Annotated in this window: 25 protein-coding genes; 18 read left to right on the top strand and 7 right to left on the bottom strand. The window is 68.9% G+C overall.

Going from position 1 to position 25,904, the window contains the following annotated elements; translation table 11 throughout:
• The 6 genes from E1261_RS45375 to E1261_RS22475 all read left to right on the top strand — a co-directional run.
• Positions 1–1,133: hypothetical protein (locus E1261_RS45375; RefSeq protein WP_165952605.1), on the top strand; the 1,133-nt coding region annotated here is incomplete at its 5' end.
• Between the two features lie 254 nt (positions 1,134–1,387).
• Positions 1,388–2,677, top strand: a complete 1,290-nt coding sequence (aspS, locus tag E1261_RS22455) for an aspartate--tRNA(Asn) ligase (RefSeq protein ID WP_132409530.1) — start codon at positions 1,388–1,390, stop codon at positions 2,675–2,677.
• A 22-nt stretch (positions 2,678–2,699) separates the two neighbouring features.
• Positions 2,700–3,956, top strand: coding sequence for an ArgE/DapE family deacylase (locus tag E1261_RS22460; protein WP_132409532.1), 1,257 nt, complete (start codon positions 2,700–2,702; stop codon positions 3,954–3,956).
• Positions 3,957–3,971: 15 nt separating this feature from the next.
• Positions 3,972–6,638 carry an ATP-binding protein gene (locus E1261_RS22465; RefSeq protein WP_165952606.1) on the top strand — a complete coding sequence of 889 codons (2,667 nt, stop codon included), beginning with the start codon at positions 3,972–3,974 and terminating at the stop codon, positions 6,636–6,638.
• Between the two features lie 137 nt (positions 6,639–6,775).
• Positions 6,776–7,492 (top strand): alpha/beta hydrolase, encoded by a 717-nt coding sequence (locus tag E1261_RS22470; protein WP_132409536.1) that lies wholly within the window; start codon positions 6,776–6,778, stop codon positions 7,490–7,492.
• A complete protein-coding gene (locus E1261_RS22475; protein WP_132409538.1) occupies positions 7,492–8,271 on the top strand; it encodes an alpha/beta hydrolase in 780 nt (259 codons plus the stop codon). Before E1261_RS22470 ends, E1261_RS22475 begins: the two co-directional genes overlap by 1 nt.
• A gap of 24 nt (positions 8,272–8,295) precedes the next feature.
• Here the strand turns inward: E1261_RS22475 and E1261_RS22480 are convergent, their stop codons facing one another.
• A complete protein-coding gene (locus E1261_RS22480; protein WP_132409540.1) occupies positions 8,296–9,159 on the bottom strand; it encodes an aminoglycoside phosphotransferase family protein in 864 nt (287 codons plus the stop codon).
• A gap of 58 nt (positions 9,160–9,217) precedes the next feature.
• On the opposite strand from E1261_RS22480, the gene E1261_RS22485 reads away from it, so the two are divergent.
• Genes E1261_RS22485 through rsgA form a run of 6 tightly spaced genes read left to right on the top strand, consistent with a single transcriptional unit; the run spans position 9,218 to position 15,316 of the window.
• Positions 9,218–9,922 carry a DsbA family oxidoreductase gene (locus E1261_RS22485; protein ID WP_132409542.1) on the top strand — a complete coding sequence of 235 codons (705 nt, stop codon included), beginning with the start codon at positions 9,218–9,220 and terminating at the stop codon, positions 9,920–9,922.
• 52 nt (positions 9,923–9,974) lie between these two features.
• Positions 9,975–10,553 (top strand): DoxX family protein, encoded by a 579-nt coding sequence (locus E1261_RS22490; protein ID WP_132409544.1) that lies wholly within the window; start codon positions 9,975–9,977, stop codon positions 10,551–10,553.
• Between the two features lie 26 nt (positions 10,554–10,579).
• Positions 10,580–11,716 (top strand): hypothetical protein, encoded by a 1,137-nt coding sequence (locus E1261_RS22495; protein ID WP_132409546.1) that lies wholly within the window; start codon positions 10,580–10,582, stop codon positions 11,714–11,716.
• Between the two features lie 48 nt (positions 11,717–11,764).
• On the top strand, positions 11,765–12,997 hold the full coding sequence (locus E1261_RS22500; protein WP_132409548.1) for a flagellar basal body-associated FliL family protein: 1,233 nt from the start codon (positions 11,765–11,767) through the stop codon (positions 12,995–12,997).
• 49 nt (positions 12,998–13,046) lie between these two features.
• Positions 13,047–14,318 carry a 3-phosphoshikimate 1-carboxyvinyltransferase gene (gene aroA, locus E1261_RS22505; RefSeq protein ID WP_132409550.1) on the top strand — a complete coding sequence of 424 codons (1,272 nt, stop codon included), beginning with the start codon at positions 13,047–13,049 and terminating at the stop codon, positions 14,316–14,318.
• Positions 14,318–15,316, top strand: a complete 999-nt coding sequence (rsgA, locus tag E1261_RS22510) for a ribosome small subunit-dependent GTPase A (protein WP_132409552.1) — start codon at positions 14,318–14,320, stop codon at positions 15,314–15,316. The genes aroA and rsgA overlap by 1 nt, the downstream gene beginning before the upstream one ends.
• Here the strand turns inward: rsgA and E1261_RS22515 are convergent.
• Positions 15,309–15,800, bottom strand: a complete 492-nt coding sequence (locus tag E1261_RS22515; RefSeq protein WP_132409554.1) for a DUF2231 domain-containing protein — start codon at positions 15,798–15,800, stop codon at positions 15,309–15,311. The two genes, rsgA and E1261_RS22515, sit on opposite strands and share 8 nt — an antisense overlap.
• A gap of 94 nt (positions 15,801–15,894) precedes the next feature.
• On the opposite strand from E1261_RS22515, the gene hisN reads away from it, so the two are divergent.
• On the top strand, positions 15,895–16,674 hold the full coding sequence (hisN, locus tag E1261_RS22520) for a histidinol-phosphatase (protein WP_132409556.1): 780 nt from the start codon (positions 15,895–15,897) through the stop codon (positions 16,672–16,674).
• Here hisN and E1261_RS22525 read toward each other — a convergent pair.
• Positions 16,644–17,855: an RNA polymerase sigma factor gene (locus E1261_RS22525; RefSeq protein WP_132409558.1), complete on the bottom strand. Its 1,212-nt coding sequence runs from the start codon at positions 17,853–17,855 to the stop codon at positions 16,644–16,646. The two genes, hisN and E1261_RS22525, sit on opposite strands and share 31 nt — an antisense overlap.
• Complete coding sequence (locus tag E1261_RS22530; protein ID WP_238176369.1) at positions 17,848–18,306, bottom strand: YciI family protein; 459 nt, start codon at positions 18,304–18,306, stop codon at positions 17,848–17,850. Before E1261_RS22530 ends, E1261_RS22525 begins: the two co-directional genes overlap by 8 nt.
• Here E1261_RS22530 and E1261_RS22535 point away from each other — a divergent pair.
• Genes E1261_RS22535 through E1261_RS22545 form a run of 3 tightly spaced genes read left to right on the top strand, consistent with a single transcriptional unit; the run spans position 18,305 to position 21,274 of the window.
• On the top strand, positions 18,305–19,582 hold the full coding sequence (locus E1261_RS22535) for a M16 family metallopeptidase (RefSeq protein ID WP_132409560.1): 1,278 nt from the start codon (positions 18,305–18,307) through the stop codon (positions 19,580–19,582). The two genes, E1261_RS22530 and E1261_RS22535, sit on opposite strands and share 2 nt — an antisense overlap.
• Positions 19,579–20,925 (top strand): M16 family metallopeptidase, encoded by a 1,347-nt coding sequence (locus tag E1261_RS22540; RefSeq protein WP_132409562.1) that lies wholly within the window; start codon positions 19,579–19,581, stop codon positions 20,923–20,925. Before E1261_RS22535 ends, E1261_RS22540 begins: the two co-directional genes overlap by 4 nt.
• A gap of 10 nt (positions 20,926–20,935) precedes the next feature.
• Positions 20,936–21,274 carry a DUF4190 domain-containing protein gene (locus tag E1261_RS22545; protein WP_132409564.1) on the top strand — a complete coding sequence of 113 codons (339 nt, stop codon included), beginning with the start codon at positions 20,936–20,938 and terminating at the stop codon, positions 21,272–21,274.
• Positions 21,275–21,293: 19 nt separating this feature from the next.
• Here the strand turns inward: E1261_RS22545 and E1261_RS22550 are convergent, their stop codons facing one another.
• The 3 genes from E1261_RS22550 to E1261_RS22560 all read right to left on the bottom strand — a co-directional run bounded on the left by E1261_RS22550 (position 21,294) and on the right by E1261_RS22560 (position 23,300).
• Entirely contained in the window at positions 21,294–22,064 is a 771-nt protein-coding gene (locus tag E1261_RS22550) for a DUF4190 domain-containing protein (protein ID WP_165952607.1), read from the bottom strand.
• Positions 22,065–22,120: 56 nt separating this feature from the next.
• Entirely contained in the window at positions 22,121–22,546 is a 426-nt protein-coding gene (locus tag E1261_RS22555; RefSeq protein WP_132409568.1) for a CBS domain-containing protein, read from the bottom strand.
• 121 nt (positions 22,547–22,667) lie between these two features.
• Positions 22,668–23,300, bottom strand: coding sequence for a DUF4386 family protein (locus tag E1261_RS22560; protein WP_132409579.1), 633 nt, complete (start codon positions 23,298–23,300; stop codon positions 22,668–22,670).
• A 130-nt stretch (positions 23,301–23,430) separates the two neighbouring features.
• Between E1261_RS22560 and E1261_RS22565 the strand changes: the two genes are divergently transcribed.
• A complete protein-coding gene (locus E1261_RS22565; RefSeq protein WP_165952608.1) occupies positions 23,431–25,257 on the top strand; it encodes a sensor histidine kinase in 1,827 nt (608 codons plus the stop codon).
• On the top strand, positions 25,245–25,889 hold the full coding sequence (locus E1261_RS22570) for a response regulator transcription factor (protein WP_132409583.1): 645 nt from the start codon (positions 25,245–25,247) through the stop codon (positions 25,887–25,889). The genes E1261_RS22565 and E1261_RS22570 overlap by 13 nt, the downstream gene beginning before the upstream one ends.
• The last annotated feature ends 15 nt before the right edge of the window (positions 25,890–25,904 follow it).

A 25,904-nucleotide genomic window follows, 5' to 3' on the forward strand; every position in this document is an offset into this window, starting at 1 on the left:
CCACTCCGACACCGACCCCGCCCACCCCGACGACGCCCGTGCTGCTCGAGGGACTGCTGACGATCAGCATCCCGCCGGCCCAGCGCAGCGGTGGGAACGGCGGCAGCGCTCCGGCGACCAGGGCCGAGCGGGTCGAGGCGGCCGGTGGCATGAGGTTCGTCATCACCATCAAGACTCCGTCCGGCAACCAGGAGCCGGTCGTGATCGGCCTCAAGTACGGCAAGGCGCTGCAGTGGCCGCTCAGCGGCAACCCGCGCGGCTGGAGCTGCGACAAGGCCGCCGGGACCTGTACGGCGACCAACTCCGCCAAGCCGGAGCCGATGACCGTGTCGTTCGCGACGCCGAGTGGTGGCTCGGTCCCGGACCGCACGTTCACCGTGTCCGCCAAGACGGGCCGGTTCTACGACGACGACTCGCGGACGCTGGAAGCCCCGCCGCGTACCGACGAAGACCTGCTGAAGATCACCAAGGGTCCGAACGACGCAGATGTCCACCACCGGGTGCTGACGGTGGCTCCGGGCCCCGACCGTCCCTCCGTGACGCTCAAGATCAGCTATGGCTCGAGCCTGCAGTGGCCGATCCCCAAGAACCCAGTGGGCTGGAAGTGCTCGTCCAGTACCAAGACCTGTACGTCGCTCACCCCGCTCAAGCCCGTGCCGCTGCGTGCCGTCTTCAACGTGCCCGAAGGCGGTTCGGCGAGCGCCCGGACGTACACGGTGAGTGCCACGGCCGGACTGGTCAGCGACGTCGACTCCGAGACTCTCCCCGGGGTGCGGAACGACGACTCGCTGCTGCAGATCCTCACCCCGTCATCGCACGACGACCCGAACCCGTTCGTCTACAACCGGTTCCTGAAGGTCAACGGCGTCACCGACCGCCGGGTCACCCTGGACATCTCCTGGGGGCGGAACCTGTCGTTCCTGAGCGCGCTGGACGAAGGCTGGACGTGCTCCCGGTCGACCGACGTACGGCGGGCGACCTGCTGGACGGACAACTACCGCAGAGCGTTCAACTCCGAGTGGAGTGCCTGGCCGGGTAAGGGCACGGCGAACACCGTCACCGTGCACGCCCGGGTCGGTGGTCGCGAGGACACCGACTCCGTGCAGATCCCCCCGCCATCAGGTAGCCGCTGAAATCCCATTGCTTGGTTGACCTATCCTGAACTTGTTCGCGCTGACGGAACCGAGTAGCGCCGTACGCCACGTCCGAGAGAGCCGCCGGTAGCTGTGAAGGCGGCACGTGGAGCGGTCGTGAAGACACTCCTGAGCGGATGCACGGCAAGAGGCCAGGGCGCAGTACCGGCTCTGGTGAAGGTGTGGTGGCACCGCGAGATTCCCCTTCGCCCACACCTCCGGGGTTCGAGTACAGACCTGGAGGTGAAACAGTGATGCGAATTCTCAACCAAGAGATCCCCTCAGCAGTAGGCCAGACCGTGACGGTGGCCGGCTGGGTGCACCGAAGACGACGGCTGGCGGCCGTCAGTTTCCTGATCCTGCGCGACCGGTCCGGCCTCAGCCAGATCGTCGTGAAGGCACCGGAAACCCAAGCCCAGCTGGACGAACTCGGCGAGGAGACTGTGGTTCAGGTGACCGGTACGGTCGCCGCCAACCCACAGGCGCCTGGTGGTGCGGAGCTGGTCGACCCGGTGATCGATCCGCTCACCGAGCCGGCCGTGACCCCGCCGATCGAGCTCTGGCGACCCACCGTCGGAGCCGGGCTGCCCGTCGTACTGGACAACGCACCGGTGGCGCTACGGCACCCTGCGGTGCGAGCGGGCTGGGAGATCGCGGCAGCGGCGCTGCACGGTTTCCGGAGCGCTCTGGACAGTCAGGGCTTCACGGAGATCCAGACGCCGAAGATCGTCGGTACGGCGACGGAGTCCGGAGCCAACGTGTTCGCGCTGGACTACTTCGGCGGACCGGCGTATCTGGCGCAGTCACCGCAGTTCTACAAGCAGACGATGGTCGGTGTGTTCGAACGCGTCTACGAGGTCGGACCGGTCTTCCGGGCCGAGCCACACGACACTGTGCGGCATCTGGCTGAGTACGTGTCGCTGGACGCGGAGTTCGGGTTCATCCAGGACCACCGCGACGTTCTCGCCGTACTGCGCTCTGTTCTGGCCACCATGCTGTCGTCGGTGGGCGAGCGGGCGCCGGCCGCGCTGGAACGGCTCGGGGTCGAGCTACCGGAGATCCCATCGGAGGTCCCGGTTCTGCACTTCACCGAGGCGCTCAAACTGGCCGGTGCGAACCCGGACGAACCGGACCTGGCACCAGCCGACGAGCGTGCGATCGGCGAGTGGGCACTGCGAGAGCACGGCAGCGCGTTCGTTGCTGTCGAGGGCTACCCGATGGTGAAGCGGCCGTTCTACACCCACACGCAGCCGTCTGACCCACGGTGGTCCAACTCGTTCGACCTGCTGTTCCGGGGCGTCGAGCTGGTCACCGGTGGCCAACGCCTACATCGCTACAGCGACTACGCAGCCGCACTGGCCGCCCGTGGCGAGTCGGCGGACGCACCGGCGTACAGCTCGTACCTGCAAGCGTTCAAACACGGCATGCCGCCCCACGGCGGTTTCGCCATCGGCCTCGAGCGCTTCGTAGCCCGCCTAACCGGAGCCGAGAACATCCGCCAGGTAACCCTCTTCCCCCGCGACCTCCATCGCCTGACCCCGTAATGACAGACGGCATGATGGGCGCATGCTGAGTGAGGTTGAGCGGAGGGTCCTGGCGGCTGTTGACGACGAGCGGGTGGTCGCGGAGCTCGGGGAGTTGGTGCAGATTCCGAGTGTTGACGGGACTGCGGCCGAGGGCGAGATTCAGTCCTGGTGTGCGGAGCGGCTGCGTGCGCTGGGACTGAGTGTCGACCACTGGGAGATCGACCTGCCGGCTCTGACTGCTGATCCGGCGTTTCCGGGGTGGGAGGTCGAGCGGGAGCGCGCCTGGGGTTGTGTGGGCGTGCTGGGCGGGGACGGTACGCCGGGGCTCATCTTCAACGGGCACGTGGACGTCGTACCGCCTGGTGACCTTGCGCAGTGGCCTGACCGCGACCCGTTCTCCGCGCGGGTCGAGGACGGGGTGATGTGGGGCCGTGGCACCTGTGACATGAAGGGTGGGGTCGCAGCGATCCTGGGTGCGGTGGCGGCGATCGCTGCGGCCGGTGTGGAGCTGCGGAAGCCGCTGGCCGTGCACACCGTGTTCGGCGAGGAGGACGGCGGCGCGGGCGCGTTTGCGACGCTGCAGCGGGGTCACACTGGCGAGGCGTGTCTGATCGCTGAGCCGACTGCCGGTGCGGTCATCCCGGCCAACGCAGGCTCGCTCACCTTCCGGCTGGAAGTACCGGGCCTCGCAACCCACGGCTCGACCCGCAGCCGCGGCGTGAGCGCGATCGAGAAGTTCACCGTGCTGCAGAACGCCCTGCTGGCGCTGGAGGCTGAGCGCAACCGCGACCCGCACCCGCTGCTGGCCCACCTCGACCTGGCGAACCCACTCTCGGTCGGCACCATCCAGGCCGGCGATTGGGCGAGCACGGTGCCCGACCTGCTCATCGCGGAAGGCCGGTACGGCGTCCGCCTGGGCGAGTCCGTCGTGACGGCGCGCACGGCGTTCGAAGCAGCGATCACGGAAGCCTGCGCCAAGGACGACTGGCTGCGCGACCACCCGGTGATCGTCACGTGGCCCGGCGGTGAGTTCGCCTCCGGCCTGCTCCCGGACAACGACCCCCTGCTCGGCGACACCCTCCAGGCTGCCACCGACGCCGGAGTGTCGACTCCAGCCGTCAACGGTGCGCCCTACGGCTCCGACCTGCGTCAGTACTCCGCAGCAGGCATCCCCACCCTCCAGTACGGCCCCGGCGACGTCCGCTACGCCCATGCCGCCGACGAACACGTCCCTCTGGCCGAAGTGCTCCACACAGCCCGCACCTACGCCCTCCTTGCCGTCCGCCGCTGCGCCTGAATGGTAGAAAGCAGCATGCAGCCGTTGCGGGGGCGTTCGGAGGAGCTCGGGCGACTGCTCGATGCACTGCGGGCCGCTGAGGCCGGTACGCCGTCGCTGGCCGTTGTGAGCGGTGAGCCCGGACTGGGGAAGTCGGCGTTGCTGGCCGCCGCTGTCGAGCAGGCGGAGCGGCACGGCTTCCTGATCGCGCAGGCGACTGCGCAACAGACGGATGACATCAGCCCGCTCTCCTCACTCGCACCGGCGCTGCGGGCCGGGCGTGAGCCGCTGATCGACACCGAGCACTTCATGGAGCTGGCGGCGCTCAACACGCAGCCGCTCTGGCTGGCTGAGCGACTGGCTGACTTTGTCGGTCGCCGGCTGGACGGCAAGAAGGCGCTGATCGTTCTGGACGACGCGCAGTGGTCCGACCCGCTGACGGCCTTCGCCCTGCGCGTCATGATCGCCCGGCTCTCCAGCCACCAGGTGCTGTGGCTGGTGGCCAGCCGGCCGGCTCCTGGCGGTGTCGCCGCCCAGCTGGTCAGTGCGGTTCAGACGCAGGTCGCTGTGCACGCCATCGAGCTGGGACCGCTCAGTGCCGAGGCGATCCAGGACATCGCGAAGGACCGGCTGAATGGGCCAGTCGAGTCAGTACTTGCTCTCCAGCTGGCCGGTGTCCAGGGCAGCCCGTTCCTGGCGGAGCAGCTGATCGCCGGGCTCTATCTCGACAACGCACTGCCAGGCACTCCGGCTTCAGCCACACCAGTCGGCCCACTGCTCACCGGTCCAGCACCAACTGGCCCACTCCCACCCGGACTGGTCGAGGGCGTTCGACGCCGCAGTACGGGCTTGTCGGAGAGCGCGCGGACGCTGGTCCGGACTGCCGCGGTGTTCGGCAGCGAGTTCCGGCTTGAGGATGTCGCAGCGCTGATGGCCGAGCCGGTGGCCAAGCTGGCGACGGCATTGGACGAGGCCATCCAGGCGGGTCTGCTCGTCGACGCCGGGTCAGCACTGCGGTTCCAGCACGAGCTACTGCGCTCGGCGACGCTGGCCGACGTACCGCCGTCAGCACAGCGTGCTCTGCACGGTGCAATCGCGACCCAGCTGATCGCAGCCGGTAGAGGCGCGGCTGTGGCCGCACCGCACGTGTTGGCGGTCGCACAGCCTGGTGACACCGCAGCGGTCAGCACTCTGCGGCAGGCCGCGCAGGAGTTGCTCGCCACCATGTCGACGACAGCGGCCGAGGTCATTCAGCATGCCTTCGACCTGACCGGCGCTGACGACCCGCTGCGGGCCGAGGTCGGCGTCGACGTGGTCGCCGTCCTGCTCACCGCCTACCAGTACGACCGAGCCAAGGCTTTCGCCGACGACCTCCTCAGCGGTACGGCGCTCTACCACGGACCGATCACCCCGGACCTGCGCGCGACCATTCGGCTGCACCTGGCGCCACGCCAGTGGGTGGCCGGCCGACTGGAGCGGCAGGACCTCTTCGCCCCAGGCGCCGCCCCACACCTGACTGAGCGTCTCACCGCCTACCGAGCGTTGCTGAGCCCAGACGAGGTGCCACCCACCGACCTGCTCCCCCGCATGATCGATCCGGTCGCCCGTGCGATCGTCCTGGCGGCTGCAGCTGAGACTGCGCGAGCCGAAGGCCGCTACGCCACTGCCCGCGACTACTACGTCGAGGCTCGCGCGACGCCACGCGAACTGGGCAGCCTCCCGAACAGCCGGCTCGAGGTAGGTGAGCTGTACTGCCGTGCCGAGACCGACGAGCTCCTCGACGCACTGAACCGCAGTCGCGAGCTCATGACCGCAGGCGACTGGCAGTCGGCCGCGCACCTGAGTGTTCTGCACGCCCGGCTCGAATTTGCGGCGGGCAACCTCGAAGCGGCCGAGGAGGAGGCGAGAACCGGACTGCGGTGGATGAACGAGTTCCACGACACCAGACTGGCCCCGGGCATGCACCAGGTGCTCGCGCTGATCGCACTGCTGCGTAACCAGCCCACTCAGGCCCGAGAGTTCGCCGGAGCCGACTCGACGGTCAATACCCTGCTGGCAATCGCCGATGGCGACGACAAGGCGGTCGCCCGGCTGCGCGACGTACCGGAGGGGTTTCCGGAGCGGATCGACCTACTCGTGCGGGCGGACGCGGAAGACCTGCTGGCTGCTCGGGCGGCGGCGAGCCCGTCAGTTGCTGCACTGGGCGCGCATGAGCTCGTCGCCGCAGGCAACGACCTGAAGCGGCTCGCTGCGGCCACCGAGCAGCTCCGAACCACCGACCGGCCTCTGCTCAGAGCCCTGGCCGAGGACCGCTACGGCCGGGCGGAGCTGGAGACAGGCGACCGCGCGACTGGAGTGGCCACGCTGGAGCGAGCGCTGGAGTCGCTCACCAAGCTGGGAGCCACCGGACCGGCCGCACGGATCCAGGCAGTGCTCCAGGCTGCCGGCGTACGGCGTCGCCGCTGGGCCGCCGTACAGCCGAGGGCTGAGGCCGGGTGGGAGGCGCTGACCCCGATGGAGCGACGGGTCGCGCTCCTGGTCGCGGAGGGGCACACCAACCGGTCAGCCGCCGAGGAGCTGGTCATCTCGGCCAGCACGGTCGGTACGCACCTGCGGTCGGTTTTCAGCAAGCTCGAGGTCAATTCCCGGGTCCAACTCACCCGTCTGGTGCTCGAGCGGTTCGCTCCTCCCCCGAACGCATGAGTTTTGGGTGCACCGGCGCCCACAGCCCCCTCATGCACTCCGGAGAAGTTCAGATGATCGGTCGATCCGGCGGAGCGGCTGTTCGCGGCAATCTTCAGGTCATCAGCAACTGAACCTACTGAAGGAGTGCGAGACAGATGACCGCCAAGAACCCCACCGTCGTCCTGGTCCACGGAGCGTTCGCCGAGAACTCGTCCTGGACCGGTGTGATCGCCGAGCTGACCAGCCGCGGCATCCCGGCAGTGGCGCTCTCCAACGAACTGCACGGCATCGCGTACGACGCCAGCCGGATCGCCGCTCAGGTCCGGGAGATCGACGGCCCCGTCGTCCTGGTCGGGCACTCGTACGGCGGCGCGGTGATCACCAACGTGGCCAACGCCGCCGACAACGTGACCGCCCTCGTGTACGTCGCCGCGTTCACCCCGGACGAGGGCGAGAGCCTGCAGGACCTGCTCGGCAGCTTCCCCGCCAACGACTTCGCGAGCGGACTGGTGCCGCACCAGCTGCCGACCGGTGACGGTGGCGAGGAGACCTTCCTCAGCATCGACCAGGCCAAGTTCCGCGCCCTGTTCGCCGCTGACGTCACGGACGCCGAGCTGCTGGGCCGCACCCAGCGCCCGATCGCCGCTGCGGCCTTCGAGGAGAAGTCCGGTCCGGCCAGCTGGACCCGGCTGCCCGTCTACCAGCTGATCGCCACCGGCGACGAGGCCATCCACCCGGAGGGCCAGCGGACCATGGCGGCCCGCGCCAAGGCCACCACGATCGAGGTCGACGGCTCGCACGCAGTCGCCGTCTCCCAGCCCAAGGCCGTTGCCGCCTTCATCGCGACCGCAGTCGAGGGTGGTGCGAAGTAATGCGCATCCGTCGCCTCACCGCAGCCGTCGCAGCTGTCCTGCTGACCGTCACCGGAGCCACCACGGCCGCTGCGACCCATCAGCCGAAGCCCAAGCCCACCATCGTCCTCGTGCACGGCGCGTTCGCCGACGGCGGTAGCTGGTCCGAAGTGACCAAGAAACTGCAGCGCGACGGCTACACCGTCGTCAGCCCGGCCGTACCACTGCGCGGCATCGTCAGCGACACGTCGTACCTCAACGGTGTCCTGGCCGGCATCTCCGGACCGAAGGTCCTGGTCGGACACTCGTACGGCGGCGCTCTGATCACTCAGCTCGCCGGAGCGGCCGATGTGAAGTCGCTGGTCTACGTGGCGGCGTTCATCCCGCAGGCCGGTGAGACGATCGGCGCACTGAACGCGCAGTACCCCGGGAGCGAGATCGGTCCGGACACCACCAACACGATCAGCTACCCGGGTGGAGTGGACCTGGTCATGAAGCCGGACGCATTCCGATGGGTGTTCGCCGCTGACCTGCCCAGCCGGCAGGCCGCCGTACTCGCCTCGTCGCAGCGCCCGGTCGCTGCCTCGGTCTTCACCGAGGAGGTCCCGGCGAGTGCCCCGGCCGGACTGCCCAAGTACGCCGTCATTGCGGGCAAGGACCGCGCCATCGCACCGGCGGGCGAGCGGTTCATGGCGGAGCGGGCGCACGCCAAGATCGTCGACGCACCTGGTGCCTCACACCTGGTGATGCTCTCGGAGCCCAGCCTGGTCACCCGCACCATCGAGCAGGCCGCGCGCTGAGTCACCTGTCGGCCGGGCCACCCCTCACCGGGTGGACCGGCCGACGACGCGTTCCAAGGCCAGCTCCCCCGCGGCCCGCCACGTCGGCTTACCGCCGCGCAGGCCCCGCTCTCCGTTGACCGCCATGGCCAGCACGAACATCGCCTTGATCGCGGCGTGGCCCCGGGCCCGCCGGAAGGTCGCGTCATCCACCGGATAGGCCTCGAAGAACCGTTTCGCGGCGCCATCCGGCAGCAGCACCCAGGCTGCGGAGATATCGATGGCAGGGTCGCCGCTCCCCAGGTCCTCGAAGTCGATCACGCCGGCCAGCCGTCCGTCTGCGACCACGATGTTCGCCGGGTGCAGGTCCGTGTGCACCACCACCGGTGCGCCGTCCCAAGCCGGTGCAGCGACGGCATCTGCCCAGATCTCGCGTACGTCGTCGCCCGGAGCAATGCTCTCGGAGAAGTGGTCGATGTGGCTCAGCTGCAGCGGTCCGGTGCGGTAGCTCGCCGGTACGCCGTCCGGTGCGGGCTGGTGCAGTGCGCGCAGGAACGCCGCCAGCGTGGTGCCCGACTCATCCGCCGTGATGAACTCGCGGTCCGCCGGTTCGCCGGGCACCCACTGGGTGATCAACCAGTGGTTCGGGAACCGCTCCGACGGAGCACCCCGCCGTACCGGTCTCGGCACTGGCAGTGGGAGCCGGTCAGCCAAGGTCGGGAGCCACCGGTACTCGACTTCCTGCAGCAGCGCCGCACCGGGCTGGCGGGGCATCCGGACCGCCAACTGGTCGCCCAGCCGCCACATTTGGTTGCCCCAGCCGCCGATGACTTCCCGCAGCTCCAGGTCGGCCAAGTCGGGGTACTGATCGCGGAGCAGGTCCCGGACGAGGTCTTCGGTGATCTCCATGTGGCGTCAGACGCGTCACATGCGGAATGGGTTCGGACGCGGACCGGTTGTGCTGAACATGCGTATTGATGTCTGGTCCGATGTCGTCTGTCCGTGGTGCTACATCGGGAAGAGGCGCCTCGAAGAGGCGCTGGCCGAGAGTGGCGACACCGCTGAGATCGTCTGGCACAGCTTCCAGCTGGATCCGTCGTCGACCAACGACGACCCGCGGGACCTGCCGACGCGGCTGGGTGAGAAGTACGGCCGCGACCGGGCCTGGGGCGTGCAGGCGAACCAGCACGTGACCGAGGTGGCCGCGGAGCTCGGTCTGGAGTACCACCTGGACCAGGCGAAGTCGGTGAATACTGTCGACGCGCACCGGCTGCTACACCTGGCTCTGGAATCCGGTACAGAGACGCAGGGGCGGCTGAAGGAACGGTTGCTGAAGGCATACTTCACCGACGGTCTCCCGGTCGGCGACCACACCACGCTGACCGCACTGGCCACAGAGGTGGGTCTCCCCGCTGACCGCGTGGCCGAGGTGCTCGCCGGAACGGAGTACGCCGACGAGGTGGCCGCCGACCAGGCACAGGCCCTCGCGTACGGCGCGAACGGCGTACCGTTCTTCGTCATCGACGAGAAGTACGGCGTGAGTGGCGCGCAGCCGGCGGAGGTGTTCCGCGAGGCACTGAGCCGGGCGAACGCCGACCGCAAGCCGGTGACGCTGATCAGCTCGTCGAACGCGGCCGACGCCACCTGTGGTCCGGACGGCTGCCCGATCTGACGGTTGGGCCTGGGTACCGGGAACGCCTCAACACGTGGTGTATGAAGGAGGCATGACTGTCGTGCGTGCACTGGCCAGGCCGTTGCTGTCCGTCATTTTCGTCGCCCAGGGTGTGAGCGCTGTGCGCAACCCCGAGCCGCTGGTGCCGAAGGCGCAGCCCGTCACCGACCGGTTAGTTCCGCTGGTGAAGAAGGCGGTACCGGCACAGATCGGTGACCGCATCCCTGAATCGACAGCCAACCTGATCCGGCTGAACGGCGCCGCCCAGGTGCTCGGTGCGCTCGCACTGGCCAGCGGGAAGGGCCGTCGGCTCGGTGCGACCGTGCTGGCCGCCTCGCTGGTGCCGACGACCCTGGCCGCGCATGCGTTCTGGCAGGAGGACGACAAGGAGGACAAGGCACTCCAGCGGTACCAGTTCATGAAGAACCTGGGTCTGCTGGGCGGCCTGCTGCTCGCAGCCGTCGACACCGAGGGCAAGCCGGGTGTGGCCTGGCGGGCGACCCACGGCGCGAAGGCGGCCAAGCGGGAGACCAAGCGCGGTGCCAAGGCAGCCAAGCGCGAGGCCCGGCAGCTGGCCCACGACGCGAAGGCCGCGGCCCGACTCGCGAAGGCCGAATTGCACCTCGGCTGACCTGCACCACCCCTACTCTGTAATTCGTGCCTACGTACAGTGACGACGGGCAGTGGTGGTGGGACGGGCGCTCTTGGCAGCCCGTCAGCCAGCAGCCACCCACCGCACCCCAGCAACAGCCCCACTTCGCGCCCCCGCAGCATCCCGGACCGCCGCAGTACGGCGGACCGCCCCAGCAGCCGAAGAAGACGGCACCGGCGCTGCTGATCGTCGCCGGTGCCGTCGTCCTCGTGCTGATCATCGCGGTCGGCGGTGTCCTGGTCTGGAACAACACCTCCGGTGACGGCGACGGCGACCGCGACGCCGCAGCCGGTGCGCCGCCGGCAGACGCCAAGATCATCGAGCCCGGCCAGCCAGTCACGGCGCAGGCTCTGAGCGAGGTACACCCGCAGGCGTTCCACGAGAGCGTCGTCAAACGCCAGATGACCGCACCGATCGGCCAACTGAAGACCTCGCAGTTCCAGACCCCGGCCGACTTCGCCAGTCGCAAGTCGATGTCGATCACCGATGTGGCGATCGACCACAAGCTCGACAAGTTCTCGTACCAGCAGAGCATCATGAGCAGCCCGCCGACCGAGATCCGCTGTGTCAACGGCAAGGAGTTCTACTGGCTGGACCACGAGAAGAAGTGGGCGCCCTGGCGGTACGAACGCCCGACCTGCACCCGGAAGCCGTTCATCGGCACCGGTGACGCGATCGTCTCCAGCGGCCTGAGCACCGAGCAGGCCGACAAGGCCATCGCGTATCTCCGCAATGCCACGGGCTTCGTGAACGCGGCGCAGCCGACCCTGCTGTCCGTCGGCGGCAGGTCCTACGTCCGCCAGGTGGTCGACTTCAAGCCGGTCACCCGGGCCGACGGCAACTCCTACGGCACGGCGATCTCGATGTGGGCGTTCCGGGAGACGGGGAACGACCCGAGCACCTGGACCTGGGGCAACCCGTTCAACCTGGCCTCCGGTATCCACATGGTCTACTACCTCGACACCGCCACGCTGCTGCCGGTCGCCGCCTTCCAGTCCGCGATCCCCTCTCCGAAGGCCTACCAGGAGCAGACGGTCCAGCTGATCAACTACGCCTATCCGGCCGCGCTCCCGCAGCCCAAGCTCGGCAACAGCCCGAACACGATGACGCTGAACCTGCCGGAAGGCTGGAAGGTTCCGTAACGCGTCCGGTTCCCACACTCTGACCTGGCACGGCCCTAACCTTGGGCCGTGCCTACTTACAGTGACGACGGGCAGTGGTGGTGGGACGGCCGCGCTTGGCAGCCTGTCACTCAGCAGCCACCACAGCAGCAGCCGTACGGCGGTCAGCCGCAGCAGTACCCGGGTCAGCAGCAGCCCTACGCACCGCAGCAGCACCAGCCGCAACCGCAACCGCAGTACGGCGCTGGGCAACCGCCGTACCCGCAGCAGGGCTTCTACCAGCCGCAGCAACCGCCGAAGAAGAGCCGGAAGCTGCCGCTGGTCATCGCCGGTGTGGTGGCGCTCGTCCTCGTGATCAGCGTCGGCGGCGTGGTGCTCTGGAAGCAGACGTCGTCCGACGAGCCCGGCGGTACGGCGGCCGGTGCGCCGCCCAAGGACGCCAAGATCATCGAGCCCGGCCAGCCGGTCACCGAGCAGGCTCTGAGCGAGGTGAACCCGCAGGCGTTCCACGAGAGCGTCATGAAGCGTCAGATGACCACTCCGATCGGCCGGCTGAAGACGGCGGTCTTCGGGAACGCGCAGGAGTTCGCCGGCCGCTCGTCGTTCTTCGTCATCACCGACATGGCGGTCGACCGCAAGTCCGGCACGTACTACTACGCCAAGAGTGCGATGGACAGCGCGAACGACGACGATCCGAGCAACAACCTGTGCATGGGCCCCAACGAATGGCGCTGGTCGAACTACAGCAAGAAGTGGGAGCCGAACCGGGCCGCCGGCACGGACTGCAAGCGGCTGCCGTTCCAGGGCGGCGGTGACTCCATCGTCTCCACCGGGCTGAACGCGGAGCAGGCTGACAAGGTCGTCGCGTACTACCGCACCTACAAGGGCTTCGTGAACGCCGCTCAGCCGACGCTGCTCAACGCCGGTGGGAAGACCTACGTCCGTCAGGTGGTCGACTTCAAGCCGAGCGTGCTGTCCGACGACAACTACTGGGGCTCGGCGATCCTGATGTGGGGACTGCGCGAGATCGGCATCAACCCGGCCGACTGGCGCTGGTCGAACCCGTTCAACCTGACCGAGGGCATCCACATGGTGTATTACCTCGACACCCAGACCCTGCTGCCGGTCGCGGCCTTCCAGAGCGGTATCGACACCCCCGCACAGAACGGCGAGCCCGCGACGAAGCGGGAGACGATCCAGGTGGTCAACTACAGCTACCCGCCGGCCCTGCCCAAGCCGACGCTCCCCAAAGGCCCCGGCACCCTGACGATCTCCCTCCCCGAAGGCTGGAAGGTCCAGTAGCCGCCATGCCCTAGGCTCGGGGCAGGTAAAAACGAGCGTAGGGAGTGGGATGAGTCAGGAGCAGGGCTGGGCGGCACCGCGGGCCGAGGGGCCGGTCAGCGGCCGGATCACGGTGCCGGGGTCGAAGTCGATCAGCAACCGTGCACTCATCCTGGCGGCCATCGCGGACGGCCCGTCGCACCTGACGGGTCTGCTCGCCGCTCGTGACACCACACTGATGCGTACGGCGCTGACGTCGCTCGGCGTCGCTATCGCGGACACCGGCTCGACCGTCACCGTCACCCCGGGCTCGCTCAAGGGCCCGGCGAGTGTGGACTGCGGTCTGGCTGGCACGGTGATGCGGTTCGTGCCGCCGGTGGCCGCGCTGGCCGACGGCGTGGTCGAGTTCGACGGCGACGAGTACGCCCGAGAGCGCCCGATGGGTGTGATCCTGGATGCGCTGCGGGCACTCGGCGTACAGATCGAGGACGGTGGCACCGGCCGGATGCCGTACTCCGTGTCAGGCACCGGATCGGTGCGCGGCGGTACGGTCACGCTGGACGCCTCCGGGTCGAGCCAGTTCGTCTCCGCACTGCTGCTGGCCGGCGCCCGGTACGACGAGGGCGTGGACATCCGCCATGACGGCAAGCCGGTGCCGTCCCAGCCGCACCTGGACATGTCGGTGGCGATGCTGCGTGAGCGCGGCGTCCAGGTCGACGACTCCGAGCCGAACCGCTGGGTGGTTGCCCCTGGCCCCATTCGGGCCCTGGACAGCGCCATCGAGCCCGACCTGTCGAATGCTGCGCCCTTCCTGGCCGCGGCGGTGCTGACCGGTGGCGAGGTGACGGTGACCGGCTGGCCGGAGCACACCACGCAGCCCGGTGGTCAGCTGCCCGAAATCTTCACCCGCTTCGGCGCTGAGGCCAGCTGGACGCCAGACGGGCTGACTGTGCGCGGCACCGGCCGAGTCACTGGAGCAGACCTCGACCTGAGCCAGGTCGGCGAGCTCAGCCCAGTCATCGCGGCTGTGGCTGCCTTCGCGGACGGACCGTCGTACCTGCGAGGTATCGCGCACCTGCGCAACCACGAGACCGACCGGCTGGCCGCACTGGAGAACGAGTTCAACGCACTGGGCGGTGATGTGACGCAGACGGCGGACGGGCTGGAGATCCGCCCGAAGCCGTTGCAGGGCGGGCTGTTCGCGACGTACCACGATCACCGGATGGCCCATGCGGCCGCTGTGGTCGGGCTGCTCGTCGACGGGCTGCTGATCGAGAACATCGGGACCACGGCGAAGACCCTGCCTGCGTTCCCCGAGCTCTGGTCGGGGCTCGTCAGCTGATGTCGCGGTACGACGAGGAGGCCAAGTACGACCGGCCCAAGCGCCGGACCCGGCCACGGACCAAGGACCGCCCGTCGTACGACGACGCCGTCATCGGCTTCGTCACCACCCGGGACCGCGGCCGCTACACCTGCTGGGTCGGCGACCGTCAGGTGACGGCCATGAAGGCCCGGCAGCTCGGCCGCACCGGGGTGATCGTCGGCGACCAGGTGAAGCTGGACGGCAACGCCACCGGCGACGAAGGCACGCTGGCCCGCATCGTCGAGGTAGTCCCCCGTACGACGCTCCTGCGCCGCTCTGCCGATGACGATGACCCGGTGGAGCGCCCGCTGGTGGCGAACGCGGACCAACTGGTCATCGTGGTCGCCGTAGCGAACCCAGAACCGCGCACCGGTCTCATCGACCGCTTCCTGGTCGCCGCGTACGACGCTGGCATGCGGCCGCTGCTGTGCCTCACCAAAACCGACCTGGCCGACCCGACGCCGCTGCTGGACATCTACCGCCCGCTGGGCGTCGAGTCCGTCGCTACCCAGCAGGGCGGCAACCTGGACGCGCTCCGCGAGCAGCTGGACGACCGCACCAGCGTTCTGGTCGGTCACTCCGGTGTCGGCAAGTCCACCCTGGTCAACGGGCTCATCGAAGGCGCGAACCGGGCCATCGGTGTCGTCAACGACGTCACCGGCCGCGGACGCCACACCTCCACGAACACCGTCGTACTGCGGCTGCCCGAGGGCGGCTGGATCATCGACACCCCGGGCATCCGCTCGTTCGGCCTGGCGCATGTCGAGCCGGACAAGCTCATCCATGCCTTCCCCGACCTGGCTGACATCACCGTGGACTGTCCGCGAGGCTGCACCCACACCGAGCTGGCCCCGGACTGCGCGCTTGACGAGGCAGTCGCGGCCGGCCGTGCGGACGCCGATCGGGTGACGTCCTTCCGCCGCCTCTTCGCCAGTCGCGAGGGACGCGAGCAGAAGGACGCCGACCCGGCTACTTAGGCAGCTGCCCGTCCCACACCGCCTTCGCCCCGGAGTCACCGGTGCGGACGGTCTGGTAGATCACCAGTACACCGATCACGAGCACGGCGGCACTGGTCACGAGCTCCAGCGGGCGGCCGCGGCCTTCCTTGGCGCCCTTCCCGCTGGCCAGAGCAGACGGGCCGCCGAGCAGCAGGAAGGCGGCCACGGCAACGACAGCGAAGACCAGGCAGAACCAGAAGAGCAGCTCGCCACGCTCCTGATGCTCCTGGACAGCCTTCTGCAGGGTGGGCACCGCTGCGACGAAGGCCTCGCCACTCTCCTTGGCGACGAACGCGAGCACCAGTGAGCCCAGACCGAGCAGCAGCACCGGCCAGCGCAACAGCCACCGCCAGCGCGGGACCAGCGCGAAGACGATCGCGGTCAGGGCGGACACCGGCAGCACCAGCACAGCGGCATGGATCACCAGCACGTGCATGGGTAGATCCCCGAAGCGCTCGAACATTTGACGCCTCCCAGGCGTTCATGGGACTTCTGATACCCACAGCACGATCAGAACCCCTATTCGGTTCACCCTGGCAGCAAGCTAGCCTTCCGCCATGCCTTCGCACACGGATGACCTGCGGCTCGCCCACATCCTGGCCGATGATGCGGACTCCACCACTATGGACCGCTACAAGGCGCTGGACCTGCACGTCGCGACCAAGCCGGACATGTCGCACGTGAGCGAGGCTGACACCAAGGTCGAGGACGTGATGCGCAAAACGCTCTCCCGGGCCCGCCCGCGGGATGCGTTCGTCGGTGAGGAAGAGGGCACCTCGGGCTGGGGCGCCCGGCGCTGGGTCGTCGACCCGATCGACGGCACCGCGAACTACATCCGCGGAGTCCCCGTATGGGCGTCCCTGATCAGCCTGATGATCGAAGACCAGGTCGTCGTCGGCGTGGTCTCCGCTCCGGCGATCGGCCGACGCTGGTGGGCCTCGTACGGCGACGGCGCCTGGACCGGCCGCTCCCTGCACTCCTCGCAGCCGTGCCGGGTCAGCGACGTGAGCCGGATCGAGGATGCGTCATTGTCGTACTCCTCGCTCAAGGGCTGGGCCAAGCTCGACAAGTCCAAGCAGTGGAGCAGTCTGATGGAGGACTGCTGGCGGACCCGCGCGTACGGCGATTTCTGGTCCTACATGCTGGTTGCCGAGGGCGCGGTCGACATCGCCGCCGAGCCCGAGCTCAACCTCTGGGACATGGCTGCCCTGTCGATCATCGTCGACGAGGCCGGCGGCAAGTTCACCTCCGTCGACGGCACCTCAGGCCCCAACGGCGCGAACGCGGTCGCGACCAACGGCCGCCTTCACGACGAGGTTCTCAAGCGCCTCGCCTGAAGGAACGCCACCTCCACCGGGTTCCCGGTGAACGCCAGCGCCTCGTCGTACGCCGCCCGTGCCTCCTCCACTCGTCCGGTCCTCCACAGCAGCTCGGCCCGGGTCGATGCGAGGTACGGGTACGTCGCCAGCGCCGGACCGTCAGCCAGCTCGGCCAGCTCAGCCAGAGCCGCGTCCGGACCGGCCACGTAGCTCAGGGCGACCACCCGGTTCAGCGCGACCACGGGTGACGGCCAGCGCGCGAGCAGGACGTCGTACAGGCCGAGGATCTCTGGCCAATCGGTGTCCTCCCACCGCTCGGCCTCGGCATGGACTGCGGCGATCGCAGCCAGTACGCCGAAGCGGCCGGCAGCTCGCACTGCCTCCGGTACCAGCGCGAGGCCCTCGGCAATGAGCGCCCGGTCCCACAGGCTGCGGTCCTGGTCCTCCATCAACACCATCTGGCCGCCGGACACCCGCGCGTCTCGACGGGCCTCGGTCAGCAGGAGCAGTGCGAGCAGTCCGGCGGCCTCAGCGCTGTCCGGCAGCAGCAGCCGCATCATGCGGGCCAGGTCAATCCCCCTGCGGCTCAGCTCCGGTCTGGTCAGCTCCGGACCGTCGGCAGCGGTGTGACCAGCTGTGTAGACCAGGTGCACGACGTCCAGCACCGCCTGGATCCGCTCCGGCAGCTCTTCCGGCCGCGGGATCCGGTATGAGATTCCGGACTGCGAGATCTTGTGCTTGGCGCGGGTGATCCGCGCCTGCATCGCGGTCTCCTTGACCAGGAACGCCTTCGCGATCTCGCCCGACGTCAGTCCGCAGACCAGTCTGAGCGTCAGTGCGATCCGTGCCTCCGGTGCCAGCGCCGGGTGACAACAGGTGAACACCAACCGCAGCCGGTCGTCCGGAAACACCCCCACCGACGCCGGGGTGTCCGGGATGAGGAGCGGAAGCTTCCGCCGTACGACGCCGTCTCGCCGCCGCAGCTCCAGCGCCCGCCGGGTCGCTACTGTCGTCAGCCACGCACCGGGCCGCCGGGGCACGCCCTGCTCGCGCCAGTGCGTGAGGGCCTTGGCGTAGGCGTCCTGTACGCAGTCCTCGGCCAGGTCCAGGTCAGCCGCGACCCGTGCCGTGGCGGCCAGGACGGCGGCCCACTCGGTGGAGTGTGCCGCCGCCACAGCCTCTGCGACGGTGTCAGCCACCGTTGACGAGCGGCCGGACCTCTACGCCACCCATCGGGGACGGCACCTGCTTGGCGATGGCCAGCGCCTCGTCCAGGTCCGCCGCCTCGATCAGGTAGTAGCCGCCCATCACCTCCTTGGTCTCCGCGAACGTCCCGTCGGTGACGACGTACCCACCGTTGCCGTCCGACCGGATCGACGTCGCGGTCGGGCTCTCGCCCAGCTGGGCACCGCCCACCACCGCACCGGCGTTCGCCGCGACGAACGCCTGGTGGTTCAGGTGGTTGCGCTCCATCACGGACGGGTCGGCCGCAGCCCACTTCGCCTCGTCGTCGTAGATCATCACCAGGTACTTGCCCATCGTGCTCACCTCTCTGTCTTCGAACAGCTTCCACCACTCCCGATGCACGGCACCGCCCAGGATCGACAACACTCCGCCAACGAGTTTCGCGACCACGTAGGGTGGCCGCATGCCCTTGAATTACCCCCTTGCGGAGCAGACGCTCGACAACGGCCTGCGGGTCGTGGTGAGTTCGGACCGCGCCGTGCCGATCGTCGCTGTCAACCTCTGGTACGACGTGGGTTCGCGTCACGAGCCACCCGGCCTGACCGGTTTTGCGCACCTTTTCGAGCACCTGATGTTCCAGGGATCGCGCAACGTGCAGTCCGGCCAGCACTTCAGCCTGCTGGAGACCGTGGGTGCCAGTCTGAACGCGAGCACGTTCTTCGACCGCACCAACTACTTCGAGTCGCTGCCGAGCGGCGGTCTGGACCTGGCCCTGTGGCTGGAGGCCGACCGGATGGGCTATCTGCTCGACGCGCTCAACCAGGAGAACCTGGACAACCAGCGCGACGTGGTGAAGGAGGAGAAGCGGCAGAGCTACGACAACCGCCCGTACGGCGACTCGTACGAGCGGCTGGTCCGGCTCCTCTTCCCCGAGAACCACCCGTACTCGCACATGACGATCGGCTCGATGGCCGACCTGGACGCGGCCTCGCTGGAGGACGTGCACGCGTTCTTCCGCACCCACTACGGCCCGAACAACGCCGTCCTGACCATCGTCGGTGACGTGTCGGTCGAGGACGCCTTCGACGCGGCCAAGCGGTACTTCGGCCACCTCCCGGCGATCCCGACACCGCCGCCCGCTCCGGACGGCACGATCGGGCCGCTCACCGAGGTGCTGCGCGACGACGTGACGGACGACGTACCGTCCGATCTGGTCACCATGATGTTCCGCCTGCCGCCGGACGGGACTCCGGAGCTCGATGCGGCCGGGCTGGCGCTCGACGTACTGGCTGCCGGTCAGAGCGGCCGGCTGAACCGCCGTCTGGTCCGCGACGAGCAGATCGCCCAGTCCGTCTCCGGTGGCGCGCTCCCGCTGATCGGTGGCGTCTCCTTCGGCACCCTGACCGGGATCGCCTCGGACGGCGTCGACCTGCAGAAGGTGGAGGAGGCGCTGCTCGAGGAGATCGAGAAGCTGGCCGAGAGCGGCATCACCGCCGACGAGCTGGCCACCGTCCAGGCGCAGGCCGAGCGGGACTGGCTGGAGCAGCTGTCGACCTGTGCGGGCCGCGCTGACGAGATCTCGCACCACGCGCTCCTGTTCGGCGACCCGAACCGGATCAACACCCGGATCGACCACATCCGCGCCGTCACAGCCGAGCAGGTCCAGGCCGCGGCCCGGGAATGGATCCGGGCATCGGGTCGCGCTCAGGTGACGTACCGCCGTACGGAGGAAGAAGCATGAGCCAGATGACCACTCCGCCGCCGGTCAGCCCGCCGGGCCCGTGGAAATTCCCGGAGTCGACCACCACGACCACCAGCGCCGGTACGCCGGTGCACATCTTCGACCGCCCGGGCCAGTACGTCGCCACGGTCCGGGTCACCGTCGCGATGCCGCTGTTCGTGGAGCCCCGGGAGCTCGAGGGGGTCGCGACGATCATGTCCCGCACCCTCGACGAGGGCACTGAGCTGCACTCGGCCAACGACTTCGCAGCGGCTCTCGAGCGGCACGGCGCGGCGTACGGCGTGGATGTCAGCTCGGACGCGTTGCACGTGGAGATCTCGGTGCCGGTGTCGCATCTGGCCCCGGCCGTGAAGCTGCTGGCCGAGGCGATCACGCGGCCCGCGTTCAACGTCGCCGATGTCGGGCGGCACGTGACGATCCGGCTCGGCGAGATCAACCAGGAGAAGGCGAACGCCGGCTACCGGGCCCGCGAGGCCTTCGCCGCCTACCTGTTCGACGCGTCGACCCGACGCTCCCGCCCGACCGCAGGGACGCCGGACACCATCCGGCCGCTGACCAACGTGCAGGTGGCCGAGTTCTACCGGAACAACATCGGTCCGGCGCGCGCTCAGATCCTGTTCGCGGGTGACGCCACTGGTGTGGACGTGGCCGCGATCGTCGACGACGCGTTCGGCGACTGGCGGGCCGAGGTCGGGCCTGCACTGGAGACTCCTGAGCCGCTGTACCTGTCGGGTGACCGCGTGGTGCTGGTGGACCGGCCGGGCTCGGTTCAGAGCCAGCTGGTGATCGGCTGTGCCGGTCCGGACCGTCGCAGCGCAGCCTGGGGCCCGGCCGCCGTGGCGAACCACGTGGTCGGCGGCACCATCACCTCCCGCGTGGACACCGTGCTGCGCGAGGAGAAGGGCTACACGTACGGCACGCGCAGCAGCTTCGCAGCGCCCCGCAAGGGCGGCACGTTCACGCTGGGTGGCGCAGTCCGCACCGAGGTGACCGGTGCGGCGATCGGTGACGCACTGCGGATCCTCCGGGAGGCCCGTGACGGGCTGACCGAGCAGGAGGTCCAGGAGGCCAAGGACAGCCTCACCCTGACCGCACCGCTGCGCTACGAGCAGGCGGACTCGATCATCCAGCAGGTGGCCAGCAACATCGCCAACGGCGTACCGATCGACTTCGCCGACACCTACATGCAGCGGATCGCCGCGACGACCGCCGAGCAGGCCACAGCGGCGTACCGGGAGTTCGTGGGAACCAACGGGCTGCTGGTTGTCGTCGTAGGGGAAGCCAAGGACGTCAGGCCGCAGCTCACCGAGCTCGGACTGGGGGACCTGATCGAACTGACCTGAGGAGCAGCGGATGTCGTACACCGACGCCACCGACCGGACGCACACGTTCTACCCGGTCCAGCCCGGTTCGCCGCACCAGCCGGCGTACGGCATCCTTCAGGACAACTCCCAGGCGACCGTCGCGCTCGTCCTGGGAGCGATCGCCATCTGCACCGGCCTGCTCTTCCTGTCACCGGTCGCCTGGTGGCTCGGTTCGCAGTCGCTGGCCGAGATCGACGCGGCGCCCGGCGTCTACAACAACCGCGGCATGGCGCAGGCCGGCCGCATCCTCGGCATCGTCGGTACGGCGCTGATGGCCGCCGGCCTGCTCTTCTTCGCCCTCATGCTGACCACCTTGGTGGCCATCTGACCTACTTGGCCGGTCTGAGTTACTTGGCCGGGACGACCAGACACGTGGTCCCGCGGTCGCCGAGGCGCCAGCCGCTCTCGATGGGGTGCAGGTAGAAGATGTCCGAGTCCTTCTCCTGGGTCCGCTTCAACGCATCCCACCGATCGCTGCAGCCCGTCTCGGCCGCAGTCTGAACCGCGGTCAGGCCCGGCCACGTCCCGGCCGGCAACTCGAAGACCGCGTAGACCTCGCCGCCGTTCGGACCGCTGCACGGCACCAGCTTCAGACCGGTGACGCTCTTGTCCTCCTGGAGGCTCTCGACGCAGTCACCCACCTTCAGATCGGTCGGCTTCACGTTCGTCGGCGTGGTCACCTGCCCCGAAGCGTCCCGGTCCGGCTCGTCGGCAGTCGCCAGCGCGACCACGATCCCGACCCCGATCAGCAGCACCCAGAGACCCGAGATCGCGATACCGGCGATCGCCAGCCCCCGGCCGTTCTGGTTGCGCTGCTTGATCTGGCGCAGCGCGATGACACCCAGGATGACGCTGAACAGCACCATGCTGAGGATGCCGAGGATCAACGAGGCGATCGCCAGCCCGTTGGTGCCCTGCGGCGGCCCCTGCTGATACGGGTTGCCCTGGATCGGCGACATCGGCGGCATGCCGTACGGTCCCGGCGGCTGCTGCCCGTACGGCGGTTGCCCGTACGGCGGCTGGCCCCCGTACTGCGGTGGTCCGGGCTGGCCGGGGTAGGGCGGCTGGCCGCCCTGGGGCGGACCGGGAGGCCCGGCCGGGGGTGGAGTCTGACTCATGGTCGGACTGTAAGCCCCACGGACCGGACCTGTCCGGAATTATGGCCGGACCGGTACTAACTGGAGATGTAGTTGGACAGTTGCTCCTTCTCGAACTCCAGCTCGCCGATCCGCGACTTCACCACGTCACCGATGCTGACCAGGCCGGTCAGGGCACCGTCCACGACGACCGGGACGTGCCGGATCCGGCGGTCCGTCATCAGCCGCATCAGGTTGTCGATCAGGTCGTCCGGCGTACAGGTGTGGACCTCGGCGGTCATGATCGCGCTCACCCGGACCTCGCCGGCCTCCGGCGTACCGTTCCAGAGCCGGACCACGTCGCGCTCGGAGACGATGCCGGCCACCGATGCCCCGTCAGCACTCACCACCACCGCACCGATGTTGTGTTCGGCCAGCAGGGCAAGGAGTTCGGTGACGGTGGCCTGCGGCGAGATGGTGACAACCTCGTGACCCTTGCCGCGCAGTACGTCGTTGATCTTCACGGAGCCTCCTGCAGATCGAGGGGGGACCAATACCCCAAGGTAGCGAAAAGACCACTGACGCGGCAGGTCTCATCTCAGAAACGCGGGGTGACGACGATGTCACCCCGCGTTGTGAAGCTCTTCACAAGATGCCGACGGCAACAGACTCCCGTTCTCCGGCCCCCAGCGCGACCCACAGCAGCCCGATCAGCGCGAGAATCGCACCGCCGACAACGAAGGACACCAGCGGTCCGGGCGCGGTCAGCATCAGGCCGGCGCCACCGATCCCCGTGACGAGTGCGGCCGCCCGCGGGACCCTGCGGCTACGGAACAGCCCGATCGCCAGCAGCACGGCTCCAACAGCGCCGATCAGCAACGCGAGCACGAAGGACAGGAACACGGGCGCAGTGTTCAGCCGCTCGAGCAGGGCCGCGGCCGCTGCCCGATCCGGCTCCTGGGCCAGCCGGCCTGCCACCAACGCGAACACAGCCACCGCGAACATGCCGAACGCGCCGACGACGCTGAGAGCCGCACCGACCGTTCCGAGGCGGTTCCGCGCAATTCGAGCCAGCCCCAGCGCAGTAGCGACGTACAGGATCGCACTGACGGTGGCGAGCAGCGCGCCGAGGTCGTTGCGCCCACTGGCCTCCCCGAGCGCGGCCAGGTAGCGCGTGGTGTCCAGCTGGTCGGACTGGTCCTGGTACTGCGGTGTCATCAACGCCCGCGCGACTACAGCGACGAGCGGTGCACTGAGCAAGGTGACGAAGAGCTTCATGGGTTCCTCCCCTGAGTAGGTGTCTCGACTCTCTCGCCGTACGGCGGCCTGGCGCTTCGGAGCGGTCCCCGGACTTCGGCTCAGGGTCTGCCCCGAAGACCTGAGCTGGTTTCGGTGTCACCATCGGCGTGTGGGGGTACTCCGGAGTCGCGTGCTCGCGGCCACCAGCTGCGCGCTCGTGGCTGCGGTGGTCGCGGCTGCGGTCCTGGTCGACCAGCGGCTGCCTGCGTCGCGGTTGTTCGGGTTGGACGATCTGCCGTTCCTGGTCGCATTGGGCAGTGCCACGGCGGTTGGCGCCGTACTGGCGTTCCACCGCCCCGCGCATCCGGTCGGCTGGCTGTTCCTCGCGCTGGGTGGCAGCCTCGCCCTGACCGGACTGCTTGAGGCGTACGCGCATCCGCTGACCGAGGTCACGTTCATCACGTGGTTCGTCCTGCTGGCGGCGATCCTGCACCTGACGCCGACTGGCCAACCACTGTGGCGATGGGTGCTCCCTGCGACGGTCGGCGTCGGTGCTGTTTGGTTCGTCACCGCGCTGGTGGATCTGCAGCCGCTGCGCACCGTGGCCGGCGTACTGACCGGCGTCGGACTGGTAGCCGCAGGGTTCTCGCTGCTCGTGCGCTTCCGCCAGGCCGATGGCGTCGTACGGCGGCAACTGCTCTGGCTGGCCGTGGCCGTCGTACCGCTACCCGCCTTCGTGGCGATCGCGTTCTACGCCTCGCCGGATCACCCGGTACTCCTGTCGATCGCGACCAGCGGGTTCATCGTGCTGATCCCGATCGCGGCCGGACTGGCGATCGCGCAGTACCACCTGTACGACGTCGAGCGGATCCTCAGCCGCGCGGTCACCTATCTGCTGGTCTCTGGGGTGCTCGGTTTCACCTTTGCTGCCGTTGCGTTCACCGCCGGGCGGATCGCGGGGAGCCGCAGTGCCTCGTCGATCCCCGCCATCGCCGGGACGCTGGCAGCCGTTGTGCTGGCCGGGCCGCTGTATCGCGCCTTCCAGGAAGCGGTCGACCGCCGGTTCAACCGCCGTCGCTTCGACGCGCTCGCCATCGTCCGGGCGTACGTCCGCGAGCCTGGTGCCCGCTCCGTCGAAGCCGTTCTCCGGCAAGCCCTGCACGACCCGGACCTCAGCCTCGCCTACTGGATCCCCGACCGAGCCCAATGGGTCACCGCGACCGGGCTCGGTGCCTCTACGGATGTGCCCGGGATCGTGCTCCGGCGGCTCGACCGTGACGTCGCCCGGATCACCGTCAGCGCGAACACCGACCCCGACATCGCTCGCGCTGCCGGGGTCGAGGCGCTGCCCGAACTGGAGAACGCCGGTCTGCGGGCAGCGATCAGTCTGCAACTGGTCGAGGTTCGCGAGTCCCGGACCCGGATCGCGAACGCCCAGCTCACCGAGCGCCGCCGGATCGAGCGCGACCTGCACGACGGCGCCCAGCAACGCCTGCTCGCCCTGGCGCTCAACCTCCGCGCAGCCCAGCTGAACGGCACCGCCCTCCCGGCCGCCGTCGACTGCGCGATAGCCGAACTCCAAGGCGCCGTCGCCGAACTGCGTGCTCTCGCGAACGGCCTCAACCCGGTCGGCGACGCCGGCCTCGGCCCGGCCGTCGACGAACTCACCGGCCGCCTACCGTTGCCAGCAGCAACTAACATCACCGATCGACGGTTCGGGCCCGCCGTGGAGGCGACCGCCTGGTTCATCATCTGCGAGGCGCTGACCAACGCGGTCAAACACGCCGACGCCAGCCGGCTCGCGGTATCGGTTGCAGTCTCCGGCGACCGCGTCGTCGTACAGATCGAGGACGACGGGCGCGGTGGCGCGGACGCGAACGGCACCGGTCTGCGCGGCATCGCGGATCGGGCCGAGGCCGCCGGCGGCTCGCTCACCGTCTCCGAGCGTCCCGGCGGCGGGACCCGAGTGACCGGGGTGCTGCCATGCGAGTCGTGATCGCCGACGACTCCGTCCTGCTGCGGGAGGGCCTGGCGCGTCTCCTCGCCGAGGCCGGTATCGAGGTCTGCGCGCTGACCGGCGATGCCGAAACTCTCGAACAGGCCGTCGCCGAACACTCCCCCGACGTCGCCGTGATCGATATCCGGATGCCCCCGACGTACACACACGAAGGCGCCCGCGCCGCCACTCGCCTGCGCGAACGCGACCCCCGCCTCGGCATCCTGCTGCTCTCCCAGTCGCTGGAGAGCCAGTACGCCGCCGATCTGGCTCGGCGGTCACCGCGCGGATTCGGATACTTGCTCAAGGATCGGGTGGTCGACGTCGCCACCCTCGTCGACACCATCACCCGGGTCTCCACCGGCGGTACCGTGCTCGACCCCGATGTCGTCAGCCACCTCCTCGGCCGCCAGACCACGCGCAACCGGCTCGCCGTACTGTCCGAACGCGAACGCCAGGTCCTCGCCCTGATGGCCCAAGGCCGCTCCAACCAAGCCATCTGCCGCCAGCTGACCCTGACCCCGAAGACCATCGAGAGCCACATCACCAGCATCCTCACCAAACTCGACCTCCCGCCTCAATCCGACGACCATCGCCGAGTCCTCGCCGTCCTCGCGTTCCTCAACCCCTGACCGCGCCCCCGCCCT

The sequence above is a fragment of the Kribbella albertanoniae genome, from assembly GCF_004348455.1.
Lineage (GTDB): Bacteria > Actinomycetota > Actinomycetes > Propionibacteriales > Kribbellaceae > Kribbella > Kribbella albertanoniae.

Bases quoted from the DNA above. Each gene is read 5' to 3' on its own strand.
- aspS (WP_132409530.1), top strand. From the start codon at position 1,388: ATGCGAATTCTCAACCAAGAGATCCCCTCAGCAGTAGGCCAGACCGTG.
- E1261_RS22460 (WP_132409532.1), top strand. From the start codon at position 2,700: ATGCTGAGTGAGGTTGAGCGGAGGGTCCTGGCGGCTGTTGACGACGAG.
- E1261_RS22465 (WP_165952606.1), top strand. From the start codon at position 3,972: ATGCAGCCGTTGCGGGGGCGTTCGGAGGAGCTCGGGCGACTGCTCGAT.
- E1261_RS22470 (WP_132409536.1), top strand. From the start codon at position 6,776: ATGACCGCCAAGAACCCCACCGTCGTCCTGGTCCACGGAGCGTTCGCC.
- E1261_RS22475 (WP_132409538.1), top strand. From the start codon at position 7,492: ATGCGCATCCGTCGCCTCACCGCAGCCGTCGCAGCTGTCCTGCTGACC.
- E1261_RS22480 (WP_132409540.1), bottom strand. From the start codon at position 9,159: ATGGAGATCACCGAAGACCTCGTCCGGGACCTGCTCCGCGATCAGTAC.
- E1261_RS22485 (WP_132409542.1), top strand. From the start codon at position 9,218: ATGCGTATTGATGTCTGGTCCGATGTCGTCTGTCCGTGGTGCTACATC.
- E1261_RS22490 (WP_132409544.1), top strand. From the start codon at position 9,975: ATGACTGTCGTGCGTGCACTGGCCAGGCCGTTGCTGTCCGTCATTTTC.
- aroA (WP_132409550.1), top strand. From the start codon at position 13,047: ATGAGTCAGGAGCAGGGCTGGGCGGCACCGCGGGCCGAGGGGCCGGTC.
- rsgA (WP_132409552.1), top strand. From the start codon at position 14,318: ATGTCGCGGTACGACGAGGAGGCCAAGTACGACCGGCCCAAGCGCCGG.
- E1261_RS22515 (WP_132409554.1), bottom strand. From the start codon at position 15,800: ATGTTCGAGCGCTTCGGGGATCTACCCATGCACGTGCTGGTGATCCAT.
- hisN (WP_132409556.1), top strand. From the start codon at position 15,895: ATGCCTTCGCACACGGATGACCTGCGGCTCGCCCACATCCTGGCCGAT.
- E1261_RS22535 (WP_132409560.1), top strand. From the start codon at position 18,305: ATGCCCTTGAATTACCCCCTTGCGGAGCAGACGCTCGACAACGGCCTG.
- E1261_RS22530 (WP_238176369.1), bottom strand. From the start codon at position 18,306: ATGCGGCCACCCTACGTGGTCGCGAAACTCGTTGGCGGAGTGTTGTCG.
- E1261_RS22540 (WP_132409562.1), top strand. From the start codon at position 19,579: ATGAGCCAGATGACCACTCCGCCGCCGGTCAGCCCGCCGGGCCCGTGG.
- E1261_RS22545 (WP_132409564.1), top strand. From the start codon at position 20,936: ATGTCGTACACCGACGCCACCGACCGGACGCACACGTTCTACCCGGTC.
- E1261_RS22550 (WP_165952607.1), bottom strand. From the start codon at position 22,064: ATGAGTCAGACTCCACCCCCGGCCGGGCCTCCCGGTCCGCCCCAGGGC.
- E1261_RS22560 (WP_132409579.1), bottom strand. From the start codon at position 23,300: ATGAAGCTCTTCGTCACCTTGCTCAGTGCACCGCTCGTCGCTGTAGTC.
- E1261_RS22570 (WP_132409583.1), top strand. From the start codon at position 25,245: ATGCGAGTCGTGATCGCCGACGACTCCGTCCTGCTGCGGGAGGGCCTG.